The organism is Bacteroidota bacterium (assembly GCA_036522515.1).
In the GTDB taxonomy this organism is placed as follows: domain Bacteria; phylum Bacteroidota; class Ignavibacteria; order UBA10030; family SZUA-254; genus VBOC01.
In genome coordinates this window covers 42,617-55,609 of the sequence record DATDFQ010000057.1, presented here as the reverse complement: position 1 = coordinate 55,609, position 12,993 = coordinate 42,617, and the positions used below count along the sequence as shown (strand labels likewise).

The window sequence follows — 12,993 nt, the reverse complement described above, 5'->3', positions numbered from 1 at the left end:
GGTCGCGTGTTTTTTATTTGCTCCGTTCGAGGACGAAGCCGACGAATCCGCGGAGGGCATCTTTGGAGGGCGAGGGAGGAAGCCCCTCCAGCGCGTTGAGGGCCAGCGTCGAGTAGTGTTCGGCCTTTCTTGTCGTATACTCGATCCCGCCAAACTCGTAGGCAAATTCCACCACGCTCTGCAGATCCTTCTTGCCCGAACCGTCCTTGATGATCCGCAGGACCGCTTTGGACCTGCCCTGCGGCGCCTTCAGGAATGAATAAATGAGAGGAAGCGTCAGCTTCTTTTCTTTCATATCGAGGCCCGTCGGCTTGCCGGTGATGCTCTTCCGGCCCGTGTAATCGAGCAGGTCGTCTCGGATCTGAAACACCATCCCGATGTTCTCGCCGAATTCCCTCAGTTGCCGCACCGTCTCGGGGCCGGCGGCTGCGCTCGCCGCGCCGATCTGGCAACAGGTCGAGAGGAGCGATGCGGTCTTGTCCGAGATGATCTTCAGGTACGTCGCCTCATCCAGATCGAGATCCCGGCTCTTGGCGATCTGGAGAATCTCCGCTTCGCTCATCCTCCGCACCGCGTCGGAAGTGATTTTCAGAAACTGGAAGTCGTTGTTGTCGAGCGACAACAGGAGCCCTTTCGCGAGCATATAATCGCCCATCAGGACCGCCACTTTGTTTTTCCAGACCGCGTTGATCGACGCGAGCCCGCGGCGGGTGTCCGCGTCGTCCACGACGTCGTCGTGAATCAGGGTCGCGGTGTGGAGGATTTCCACCAGGGAGGCGCCCCGATACGTGCTGTCCGAGATCCCCCCGCACGCCTTTGCGCTGAGGAGGACGAGGGCCGGGCGGATCTTTTTCCCCTTTTGCCGGACGATATACCGGGCGATCAGATCGACGAAGGCGACTTTCGAGCGGATCGCGCCGCGAAAGTAACTGCTGAACGCGTCGAGCTCCTCACTGATGGGTTCCAGGATCTCCTGCAGGTTCACGATGACTCTCTCGCCGCCTGGGCCTCCGCCCGTTTACGCTGCGCAACCTGCGCGATCCAGATGCTTATCTCGTAGAGGACGAACATGGGAAGAGCGAACACCGTCATCGTGAGAGGGTCGGTCGTCGGAGTCACCACCGCGGCGATGATCAGGATCGCGACGATCGCGTGCCGGCGGTAGTGCTTCATGAACGCGGGAGTCACGATTCCGAAGCGCGCCAGGAAATAGGAGACCATCGGAAGCTCGAAAATCAATCCCGAGAGGAGGATGAGCTGGAGGGTGAAGCTCATGTACTCGTCGATCGAAATCATGTTCTGTATGCCGGTCGATCCGAACGTCGCGAAGAACTGGAGCATGTACGGCAGCATGATGAAATAGGCGAACGCGATGCCGGCAAGGAAGCAGAGGGTCGTAAACAGGACGATGCTTGAGATGTATTTTCGCTCGCGCGGAAGCAGGCCCGGCTGGACGAACTTCCACAACTGGTAGACGATCCAGGGGGAGCTGAGGATGAGCCCCCCGGCGATCACGACCATCATGTAGAACGAGATCTGTCCGTACGGAACGGTGTTGATCAGCTTGAGGGGCGGTGTGATCGTCTGGCTCGGGCGGAGGACCACGTCGTTGACCAGCCGGTCGGCGAAGATTCCGCAGACGATGATGCCCGCGAGAAGTCCGAGCACCGCCCGGACGATCCGCCACCGCAGCTCCTCGAGGTGGTCGAGGAACGACATCTCCTTTTCGTCGGATTCGAACGGCTCGCCGTCTTCCGGCAGGGGATTCTCTTCGATATGCTCAGCCACTTCAGCCACAGGATGCTATTCTGTTCTTCGTTCGGTTGTGCCGCACTTTGTCCAGATCGGTCACCGCAACACTACTGGTCACACACCTGATTGTCATCCTGAGCGTAGCGAAGGATCTCCGTTCGTAAGCCGAAAAGCTAGATCCTTCGGTCGCTCCGCGACCTCAGGATGACAAGCAATGGGAAAACGGAACACCTTCCATTCCCCCGCAGCGATCACCCGGAGTGAGTCCGGCCTGTCAGTCCCGGGTACAGGGGAAACTTCGCGCATAACTGCCGCACGCTCTCCTCCACCGTTTTCTCCACGCCGGCGTCGCCCCTGTGTGCGAGGACCTGATCGATCAATCCTCCCACGATCTCCATTTCGGGCTCCCGCATCCCGCGCGTGGTGAGGGCGGGCGTTCCGATCCGGATGCCGCTGGTGATCAGCGGGCTCTTGTCGTCGAATGGGACCGCGTTCTTGTTGACGGTGATCCCGGCTCTGTCGAGGGACTCCTGCGCGTCTTTCCCGGTCGTGTTCTTGTTCCGTAAATCAACGAGCATCAGGTGATTATCGGTTCCCCCGGAGATCACATCGTAGCCGAGGCTCGTCAAGCGCGCCGCGAGCGCCCGGGCGTTCCTGATGACCTGGGCGGCGTAGGTCGCGAACCCGGGCTGAAGGTTTTCCAGAAATCCGACGGCCTTTGCGGCGATCACGTGCATCAGCGGCCCGCCCTGTATTCCGGGGATGACCATCGAGTCGATCAGCTCGGACATGAGTTTTGTCCTCCCGGACTTCGCCGCTTTCTGGCCGAATGGATTTTCAATATCCGTTCCCATGAGGATCAGGCCGCCCCGGGGCCCGCGAAGGGTCTTGTGCGTCGTCGAGGTTACCACGTGGCAGTGGGGAATCGGATCGTTGAGGAGTTTCTTGGCGATCAGGCCGGCGGGGTGCGCGATATCGGCGAACAGGAAGGCTCCGATCTTGTCGGCGATGACGCGGAACGCCTGATAGTCGATGTTCCGGGAGTAGGCGCTCGCGCCGACAGTGATCATCTTCGGCTTCTCGCGCAGCGCGACCGACTCGACTTCGTCGTAGTCGATCAGCCCGGTGTCCCGCCTCACGCCGTAGGCGACGAACCTGTAGAGCTGGCCCGAAAAATTAACCGGCGACCCGTGGGTGAGATGGCCTCCGTGAGAAAGGTTCATGCCCATGATCGTGTCGCCCGGCTTGACGAACGTGAAGTAGACGGCCATGTTCGCCTGCGACCCCGAGTGCGGCTGCACGTTCGCATAAGCGGCCGAGAACAATTGCCTGGCCCGGTCGCGGGCGAGGTTTTCCGCGATATCGACAAACTCGCATCCGCCGTAGTAGCGTTTTCCGGGGTAGCCCTCGGCGTATTTGTTCGTCAGGACGGAGCCCAGCGCCTCCAGCACCGCGGTGCTGACGAAATTCTCCGAGGCGATCAGCTCGAACTTCGAGTCCTGCCTCTCAATTTCGCGCCGGATCGCATCGTAGATCTCCGGATCCTGTTTTGAAAGCGCGCTCATTCTTCCGGGGGCCGTACGAACCAGAGTTCACCCGCGGTCAGGGTGACGGTAAACCGCAGGATGCGGTCCTTCTGCAGTTGCTGGTCGGTTGTGCCGCGGAAGCTGTACCCTGTCGTAAAATGCAACCGCGTATCGGAAACGATCGGCACGCCGATCCCGGCGGTAAAGCCGATCTCGTTGATCGGCTCGCCCTTGATATCGTAGTAACTCGCATCGTAGAAAAAACCGGCCCGGTAGGCGAGGCGCTGGAAGAACGGAGCGGAGGCTTCCCGCTTCGGGATGAGTTCCCCCCCGGCGCTGAACCTGTAACTGTCGCGCACGTCGGGGGATTTTACGTCATTCACCGTGTACGCGTTCCAGTTCTGGTAGGTGAAGTCGGCTCCGAGCGAGTACCGCTCCGCCGTGAAGGCGATCCCGCCCCCGGCCGCAAGCGGAAGGCGCGTGGTCCCTTCGGGATTGAGGACGGTATCCCGCGTCGTAAGCGACGAAGTCGTATAGGTGAAGTAGCGTTCCTCCGCGGAGTTCATCCGCGATACCGTGGAAACGACGGCGCCGATGTTGAGCGTCTGGCCCGCAGGGAGATTCAGAATGTTCTTCAGTCCGCGGTAGACGATACCGAACGTCGCTCCCAGCCCGTTGAAACGCGTCAGCCGGATATCCTCGGCGTCTGTGTACTGGGCCGGCGTAAACGACTGGTCCAGCGTGTTCCGGATCGTTCCGAAATAATAGTTCATCTTCGCCCCCAGCAGGAGCTGGCTGTCGGGCATCGCGGAAAACCCGAGGTGTCCCTGCGAGAGGCCCCCGTCCCCCTGGTACCGGACGGTATAGTCGTATCCGTTCTGGGAGGAAGGGGAGACGATATTATAATCGACTCTGCTGTAGGGCGTGATGCCGGCTCCGAGCACGACGCCCCAGCGGGGAATGAGGGGTATCGCAAACATCAGGCCGTTGAAGGAGGCCTGGCTCAGATAGGTCGAGTTCCTGTCGTCGCTGGAAGCGAACCCTTCGTAAAAACCGCTGATGGAAAACTGGGTCCTGTTGTCGACTCCCCACGTGGCGGGGTTGAGCGGGTCGACGACGCCCGAAGAGAGAAGCGCGATCCCCACCCCTCCCATTCCTGTCCCCCGGCCCGAGGTTCCGTACCGCAGATCCCCTATCCCGTGGCGCGTGTAAACGGACCCCCCGCCCCCGGCAAAAGCCGCGGCCGTACACATGGCCAATAGAAGGAGGAGGCGCAAGAGTGTGGTTCGGGTTGTCATCACGCTGGAGTCGCTACGGGAAAAGAGTGTAGGAAACGGTCAGTTTGGGCCGAAGGTTCGGAGGAGCATCCGCTCCATAGACCGCGAACCGGTCGAGAGTCGTGAATTCCGCATAGGAATGGATCGCCAAGCCGTGATTGGGCTCGTGCGTGATCCACTGCTGGACGATGTTCCTCACGTTCGCCTTGTAATATTTCTGGAGTCCGATCCGTTCCGGGCTGCACACGGCTCCCAGAATGAGGGAATCGTAGGGGTAGACATCTTTCCTGGTCAGGTACGCGATCAGGGAGTCGCGCGAGTACCGGTTCAGGAGGGAGGTTCCCTCGTCGATCGCAAACTCGAGCGAAGCTTCCACGACGCTCACCTTCGGGGGAAGCGCGAGCGAATCGAACCGGAGGAGCACCGGGTAATCGACCCCCGCCTGGATGAACGTACGCTGGGCCGCCGCAGGAATCGTCGAGTTGGCGACAAAGATGCTCCGGGGCGCGCGGATTCTGAGCGTGTCCGGCGTCCCCGCGCTGTCGCGGGTGTTAATGGTCAGGAGCGGCCTGGAGTCCGAGAGGGTGTTCGACACGGTCGAGAACCCGAGGATGATCTGCGCGGTGAGAGATGGCATCAAAAGGAGCGAGCCGGTTCCGGTCTGCGACCAGGTCCGGACGAGGGCCGTGTCGATCCGGAAGGTGAGGGTCGACATGGTGTCCGAGGCGGAGATCGACTTCAAATACGCTCCCGCGAGCGCGTTGTCATAGGAACCCGGAATGCTGTCCCACCGGAAGGATGCGGTCCCCCAGGGCCTGATCATGTTGTGGGCGGAGATTCCGAATTCCCCCGTCGTGTCCCTGAAACGATAATCGACGGTGAGCGTGATCGTCGCGGAATCGAGTGTGGAGCCGGAAATGAATTTGGGGATACCCGTGTATTCGATGAGCGCGTTCGCCTCGAGATCCTGAAAAGTGCCGACGAGCACCCTCCCCGAATTGCCGTTGATCCTCGTGAGAAAATTCGCGGCCGACGTCGCGCCGAACACCCGTGTCTCCAAATGGAGCGTGTCCTGCGCGGTGAGGAGGCCCATCCCCACATCGGCGGGCTGGTCGCTGCAACCGGAGAGGAAACTTGCGAGCGCTAAGATGGAAACGAATTTCCGAACAACCGATCTGAACAAGTTAGGACACCACCTGCTGGAATGTCTGCTTGACATAGTGGATTGCATCGGGGAGATCTTCGGCGACATGCCCGACGGGAACCCCGTTCAGGCGGCAGAGTTCCAGTTCTTTCCGCCCGTAGCCGGTGAGAACGAGGATCGAGGCCGCGCCGGCGTTGTTTCCGGTCTGGACATCAATCATCCGGTCGCCGATCACGAACGATTTCGATATGTCGATCCCGAACTCCCGAACAGCCGCATCGATCATTCCGGTTCCCGGCTTGCGGCAATTGCAGACCGCCCGGAAGGGGGGTTCTCCGAAATCGGGATGGTGGGGGCAATAGTAAATCTTGTCGATCGTCGCATGCTGCCTTGCGAGCGCGGAGACGAGAGCCGCGTGGATTTCCGCCAATCGTTCCTCGGTGAGGATGCCCCGGGCGATTCCGGACTGGTTGGTGATGATAAATACCTTAAATCCGGATTCGTTGGCTTCGCGGATGGCGTCCGCCGCGCCGGGGATCAGGTGAAGGTCGAGCGGAGAGGAAAGATAATCTACTTCTTCATTAATGGTGCCGTCGCGGTCGAGAAAAATCCCTATACGGTTCATCGGCCGTTTTTTGCCAGCTCTCGATAGACGTCAATGAATTTTCGGGCTAGCAATCCGTTTCCGTTTCCGTTGTGTGTTTCCGTCCCCATGGAGACGATGCTGTTCTTCCGGGCCTGCAGGATCTTGTCGACGCCGTCCTGGGGCGCGATCCGGATACCCTGCTCCGCGCGGTTGCCGAGCGTGGTGATGACGTCCGCGAATGTCAGGCCGGCAGAGAGGAAATTAAACCGCCCCATCCCGTCCCCGTTCGTGCCGCAGACATGCGAGGGGAGGCCGGCTTTCTCGAACGAATTTTTCGGGAACGAGCCGTGGGAAGCGAGGCTGAACACCGTAAACACGGTCTTCATCCGCTTGAAGTAGGGATCGTTTTTGTAGATCGAGTTCAGGTATGCCGGGATCAGTCCGCACTGCCAGTCGTTGCAGTGAATGATGTCCGGTTGCCAGCGTAATTTTTTCAGCGTCTCGAGAACGCCGCGGCAGAAGAAAATGAACCGCTCGTCGTTGTCGGCAAAGTATTTCTTGGTCGAGGGGTGGAAATAGAGGCCGTCCCTGCTGAAAAACCGGTCGTTGGCGAGGAAGTAGACCAGGACCTTTTGATTCTCGCTGTTCAGGTAAGAGGATCGCACGCTCGCCTGCTCCATTTTTCCCCCGATGGGGATTTCGATGTCCTTCATCCGGAGAAGATTGTGTATCTGGAAACGGCGGGTGTTGATACTCCCGTACCCGGGAAGCATGACACGGATGTCATGACCCATTGATCGGACGGTCTTGGGCAGGCTGCCGGCAAGTTCTCCGATACTCCCTGACTTGATAAAGGGATCCGCCTCACTCGCGACGTAGAGGATTCCTATCGGCTTGGCCATTGGGTCACATAAATTGTAGGAAAAACGAGAGATTTCAAAATAATTTACGAATTATTCGGGTAATAAACAACTCGGGTCTTGACATTACCCCTTAGAATTCCTATATTTCTTCGAAATTGTTTCACTATTATACCGGACCGACCGCATAGAGATTTTGTTAAAGGTTCTTTTTCCGTCCAGGGGGTAACCCCTCGAGTTGATGAATTCGGCGCTGATCGCTGAATTCTTCTTTTTTCAAACCCGGAACCTTTGACAATCTGCTGCGGAATGATAGAACATCATGCCGTCCAGACCGAATGTCAGGGTTCTCTGACATTCGGTCTTTTTGTTTTACGCACGGCAGCACGATGCGGCATCTTGATCACTTACAGGACCAATATCGCGACCACGAACAAGGAGGCGTCATTTCTCCTTACATCCATTATTCTTTGCTCCACCGTATCCGGAGGCATCTCCCCGTCGTATGGCGGGTCAAGGGAGATACAGATCGTGCAATCGGATAGAAACGGAGTCACGGTACTCTACGAACCGCAATTCCGGACGCCTTCCCGCGTCCCTTCCCCGGGCCAGGAGTTCGTCCGGTACGATTTCGAGGGCGCTGTCGTTTCGGGGCGGCCGCTCCCGGGTGAGCCCGAGCTGCGCGTCCGCCGGATACCTCTTCGGCTTCCGGACCGGGCCGGGAACAGCGTCGAAATCCTGAAAGCGGATTATGAGGATATCCCCAACGTGACGCTCCTTCCCGTCGCCGGCCTCCACCCTGGCGAACTTGATCCGGTTCGTTCCTACGCGCCCGACCGGGCGGCGTATTCTCGGACGGAGTTTCTTCCCGGCCGGATTGCCACCCTGGAGAACGTAGGGGAGAGCAGAAGGATGATTCTCGGGGATCTCACGATTTCACCGATGCAGTATAACGCCGGACTCCGGACCCTCAGGAAATATACCCGCATCCTCGTGCGGGTAAATTTCGGGGGAGAGGGCGCCGCTGCGGCCTCCAATGACCCGATGGCCCGGGGCCTCGCGCTCAATGAGGCGGCGTTCAGTTCCACCCTTTCCGGATCCCCCGGACGCCGGGCCGCGACCCTCCGCAACAGCGTACTGAGCAGCGGAGTCTGGTACCGGTTTCCGATCGCGGCCGACGGAGTGTACAAGCTCACAGGCCAGGCCTTGCTGAACGCGGGGATTCCCTCGGGAACGGATCCGAAGACGATCCGAATCTTCGGGAACGGCGGATTTGAGCTCCCGGCTGCCGTCACCGCACCCTCGGCGGACGACCTCATCGAAAACGCGGTCTATACGTTCGACGGGGGAAGCCAGGGCGCGTTGGATCCCGGCGACTATGTCGCCTTCTACGCGAAGGGCGTGCGGGGATGGACCTACAATCCGGCGACGCGCTCCTTCAGCCATTACATAAACCATTTTACCGAGACAGACTATTGCTGGCTGACGTACGGGAACACGCCGGCGAAGGCGATGGCGGTCTCGCCTTCCCTGAATCAGCCCGGAGTCCCGGCGGTCACCACGATTCTCGGCATGGAATCACGCGAGGATGACCGTGTGAATCTTCTCTCCTCCGGCCAGGAATGGCTTGGCCCGCCGATGAGCAACGGAGAGCAGGCGACGTACGTCACTTCGCTTCCCGGCCTCGACAATTCCCAGCAGATCAGCTACCGGTTTCACGTCGGAGCCCAATCCCACGATTTCTCGACGTTCGCGATCAAGGAACACGGGGTTCAGCTCGGCGCGAACGTGATCCTGAGCGGAACCGACGTCGGAAACGATCTTGCGAGGCAGCTCACCGACGCGGTGCTCGTGAGGTCGATCCAGCCCGCCTTCTCGGACGGGCAGAGCCAGCTCCGGTTCGCCTATTCGACATCGAACGTGGGAGGGACCGGATACGTCGATTGGTATGAGATCTTTTACAGGCGGAAGCTGCAGGCGCAAAACGACCTCTTCAACTTCCGGGCGCAGGATACTTCGGCGGCGGCCGGGTACGACGTGACGGGGTTCAGCGGCGGCCCGGTGCTCGTGTTCGACGTGACGAAATTCGACAGCGCCGTGTTCGTTTCGGGCCCGCGCGTCTCGGCCGACACCTGTTCGTTTCAGGTTCAGCTGGCGGCGGGAAGCGCGAAAGAATTCTACGCGGTGGGCGCGAACGGGTTCAAGACCCCGGGCCAGCTTTCGCGGGTCCCCAATCAGAATCTCCACGGCGATCCGGCGGAGGCCGACTACATCATCGTCACGCATCCCGACTTTGACGGCGCGGCGCAGCGGCTGAGAACCTTCCGCGAGCAACAGGCGCCGAATCCGCTGCGGTCCCTCGTGGTCGATGTCGACGATATCTACAACGAATTCGGCGGCGGCCTGCCGAGCCCCGTCGCGATCCGCAATTATCTCCGGTACGTCTATTCGAACTGGTCGCGTCCCCCGAAGTACCTCCTGCTGTTCGGCGACGGCGACTACGATTATCGAAGGATTGTCGCCACCGGCCCCGACTGGATACCGGCGTGGGAAACCGTCGAGTCGTTCGATCCGCTCGGCACCTATGCCAGCGACGACGATTTCGCCATCCTCGACAATAACGTGCGCGTCGACCTGGGGGTGGGGCGCCTGACAGTCCGGTCGGCGCAGGAGGCGAACACGGTCGTCGACAAGATCGTCGAATATGAAACAAACCCGGTCGAGGATCCGTGGAAGATCCGCGCCACCTTCGTGGCGGACGACGCCCTGGCGGGCGTGCTCCCGAACGGAACGATAGAAAACGACGGAACCCAGCACATGGACCAGGCGGAGGACGTCGCCCGCAGGATTCCGCCGCTCTTCGACGTGAAGAAGATTTACGAGTTCGAGTATCCGACTGTCTTCACGCCCGAAGGACGAAGGAAGCCCGGGGTGACCGCGGCCATCATCGACCAGGTGAACCAGGGAACGATGATCATGAATTTTTCGGGACACGGCAACCCGCAGCTGTGGACGCACGAGCACTGTCTCGTGAACGCGACGGACTTCCCCCAGTTTCACAACAAGGGGAAATATTTTTTCCTGGTGGCGGCGACGTGCAATTTCTCGGCCTTCGACCAGCTCGATCAGCAGAGCGGCGGGGAATTGCTGCAGACTATGCCCGGCGCGGGGGCGATTGCGACATTCTCGGCCACGAGGCCGGTGTTCCAGAGCCTGAACGCCACGCTCAACGTGATCGTGTTCCAGAACCTGTTCCAGCTCGACAGCGCGGGGCGGGTGTTGCCGCAGCGTCTGGGCGACGTGGTCTACCGCGCGAAGCAGATCCGGACGACCGACAACGACAGAAAATACTTTTTGCTGGGTGATCCGGCGCTGAGCATCGCCTTTCCCCGGCTCTATGCCTCCGTGGACAGCATCAACCACCAGCCCGCGTCGCTGACGGCCCAGCTTCAGGCCCTCAGCCATGCGGCGGTCACCGCCACGGTCCGGGATACCGCATCGTCGGGAATCCTCCCCGTCTCCGGGCAGGCCCAGATCGTCGTGAACGACGCCCAGGGGACGATCCAGCTCACCGATCCCGACGCCGGGCTCGTCACGTTCAGGACGGAAGGGAGCGTCCTGTTCCGGGGCGCCGCGACGCTGAACAACGGAACCATCAGCTCGACATTCGTCGTGCCGAAAGACATCTCCTACCGGAACGACTTCGGACGCATCACCACCTATTTCTGGAACGGCTCCACCGACGGCGCGGGATATACCGCAAACGTCCGCGTGGGCGGATCCGACTCGGCGGCGGTCCCCGACTCGACAGGTCCGCTCCTCCGGCTCTATCTCGACAGCAGGGGATTCAGGCCGGGCGACATCGTCAGCGCAACGCCGTTATTTATTGCGGACCTCTCCGACGTCAGCGGGATCAACACGTCGGGCTCCGGAGTCGGGCACCGGCTGGAAGCCTGGCTTGACGACCAGCCCGAGAGCATCGACCTGAGCGCGTTCTATCAGAGCAAGACGGATACCTACCAGGAAGGCACGGTCGAGTACCGGTTCGGAACGCTCCCGGCGGGAAGCCACAAGCTCAGGATGCGCGCGTGGGACACCTACAACAATTCCACCATGACGGAGACGATCTTCAGCGTCCTGGAAGGCGCGGGGTTGGATATCACCAACGTCTACAATTATCCCAACCCGTTCTCCTCCACGACCCTGTTCACCTTCGAGCAGAGCCAGGTCTCCGGAGTCGACGCGGAGGTCAAGATTTACACCGTCGCCGGCCGCATGATCCAGTCGCTGAAGAAAGCGAATCTCAACGAGCATTTTGTCCAGATTCCGTGGGACGGGCGCGACCGCGACGGCGATCTCCTCGCCAACGGAGTCTATCTTTATAAATTAATCGCCAGGACTCAGGACGGCAGGTTTTCGAAGGAAGTCCTCGGCAAATTGAGCATTATCAGATGAAGAGAGGCTGTGACACACTCCAGCTTGTCATGCTGACATGCTCCAGGTCAGCATCTTTACCAAGGCACGAGAATGAAGATCCCGGCCAGAAGCGTGCCGGGATGACGAGCGGGGGTAGTTTATGAAGGCATCTTGTGATGCAGGTAATTGCTTATTACGGCGTAACGTGCTACATTATAATCCCCTAGACGCCTGGGAATCGGTCAATTCGTCTCACATTTCCACTCATAAAAGGATACTCGCTATGATTTCAGACCGGACAAGGAGAAATCTCTCCTGGATCACAATCGCCGCCGCATGCTGCCTGCTGGCAGTGCCCCGGACGGCGGAGGCGCAGGGCGAATCTGCGGTGCCGTTTTTGCTTCTCGCTCCGAACGCGCGCGCGGACGCGATGGGAGAAGCGGGCGGCGCGCTCGCCGATGACGCGGCTGCCGCGTTCTGGAACCCGGCGGGGCTCGCATTCCTGCCCGGCCAGGAAGTCAGCATCACCCACTCGAATCTGCTTCCGCAGTTCCAGCAGAGCGACCTCTTTTACGACTATCTTGCGTACAGAAACCACATCGACGACATCGGAGGCACGATCTCGGCGACCCTGACGTACGAGAGCCTGGGCGAGTTTAACGAGACACGGGACACGCCCGACATCATCAGCACGTTCAGGGCGTACGAAATGGCGGTCACGGCGGGATACTCCACGAAAGTTCTTTCCGACCTCGGGGTGGGACTGAACCTCAGGTACATCAGAAGTTCTCTCGCGCCGTTCAACGTCCAGGGGCAGGACCGTCAGGGCGTGGCGTCGACGGTGAGCTTCGATGTTGCCGCCCTCTGGAAGCCGTCGTTTTTCGACAGCCGGTTGAACATCGGCCTCGACCTCTCGAACCTCGGGCCGAAGCTGACCTATATCGACCAGGCGCAGGCCGATCCGTTGCCGACCAACCTCCGGCTCGCGTTTTCGGGCCAGATCATCAAGACCGAATACAACAACATCAACCTCGTGCTCGACTTCACGAGAATCCTCGTCCGGCGCCGCCCTGAAGTGGACGATTCGATCACCTTCGCGATCATCACGCCGGCGTCGGTCGATCCTTTGCCGAAGGCCCTGTTCAGCGCGTGGGGCGACGGCGGCCTCAAGAAGGTCGACATTGCGACGGGGCTCGAGTACTGGTACGGGAGCCCGAGGCTCATCGCATTGCGGTTCGGCTACTTCTACGAAAACCCGAACTACGGAAACCGGAAGTTCCTCACCTTCGGAGCGGGCGTGCGGTATGATGTCTACGGGTTCGATTTCAGTTACCTTTCCGCGGTCGAAGAGAATCATCCCCTCGACGGAACGCTTCGGTTCAGCCTGATGATCGCGTGGGGCGGAAATAAGGAATAAAGAAACTCTGAAACC

Annotated in this window: 9 protein-coding genes; 2 read left to right on the top strand and 7 right to left on the bottom strand. The window is 59.9% G+C overall.

What is annotated here, in order from left to right:
- Positions 1-13 precede the first annotated feature (13 nt).
- The 7 genes from VI215_12490 to VI215_12460 all read right to left on the bottom strand — a co-directional run bounded on the left by VI215_12490 (position 14) and on the right by VI215_12460 (position 7,187).
- Positions 14-985, bottom strand: coding sequence for a polyprenyl synthetase family protein (locus VI215_12490; GenBank protein ID HEY6193133.1), 972 nt, complete (start codon positions 983-985; stop codon positions 14-16).
- Positions 982-1,797, bottom strand: coding sequence for a twin-arginine translocase subunit TatC (gene tatC / locus VI215_12485; GenBank protein HEY6193132.1), 816 nt, complete (start codon positions 1,795-1,797; stop codon positions 982-984). Before tatC ends, VI215_12490 begins: the two co-directional genes overlap by 4 nt.
- A gap of 206 nt (positions 1,798-2,003) precedes the next feature.
- Positions 2,004-3,317 (bottom strand): serine hydroxymethyltransferase, encoded by a 1,314-nt coding sequence (gene glyA, locus VI215_12480; protein HEY6193131.1) that lies wholly within the window; start codon positions 3,315-3,317, stop codon positions 2,004-2,006.
- Positions 3,314-4,576 (bottom strand): hypothetical protein, encoded by a 1,263-nt coding sequence (locus tag VI215_12475; GenBank protein ID HEY6193130.1) that lies wholly within the window; start codon positions 4,574-4,576, stop codon positions 3,314-3,316. The genes glyA and VI215_12475 overlap by 4 nt, the downstream gene beginning before the upstream one ends.
- Positions 4,577-4,589: 13 nt before the next feature.
- Positions 4,590-5,738 (bottom strand): hypothetical protein, encoded by a 1,149-nt coding sequence (locus VI215_12470; protein HEY6193129.1) that lies wholly within the window; start codon positions 5,736-5,738, stop codon positions 4,590-4,592.
- Position 5,739: 1 nt separating this feature from the next.
- On the bottom strand, positions 5,740-6,324 hold the full coding sequence (locus tag VI215_12465; protein ID HEY6193128.1) for an HAD family hydrolase: 585 nt from the start codon (positions 6,322-6,324) through the stop codon (positions 5,740-5,742).
- The gene (locus tag VI215_12460) at positions 6,321-7,187 is read right to left on the bottom strand and encodes a glycogen/starch synthase (GenBank protein ID HEY6193127.1); all 867 of its coding nucleotides are present in this window, start codon (positions 7,185-7,187) and stop codon (positions 6,321-6,323) included. Before VI215_12460 ends, VI215_12465 begins: the two co-directional genes overlap by 4 nt.
- A 357-nt stretch (positions 7,188-7,544) precedes the next feature.
- On the opposite strand from VI215_12460, the gene porU reads away from it, so the two are divergent.
- Entirely contained in the window at positions 7,545-11,600 is a 4,056-nt protein-coding gene (gene porU, locus VI215_12455) for a type IX secretion system sortase PorU (GenBank protein ID HEY6193126.1), read from the top strand.
- 244 nt (positions 11,601-11,844) lie between these two features.
- Positions 11,845-12,978 (top strand): type IX secretion system outer membrane channel protein PorV, encoded by a 1,134-nt coding sequence (gene porV, locus VI215_12450; GenBank protein HEY6193125.1) that lies wholly within the window; start codon positions 11,845-11,847, stop codon positions 12,976-12,978.
- The last annotated feature ends 15 nt before the right edge of the window (positions 12,979-12,993 follow it).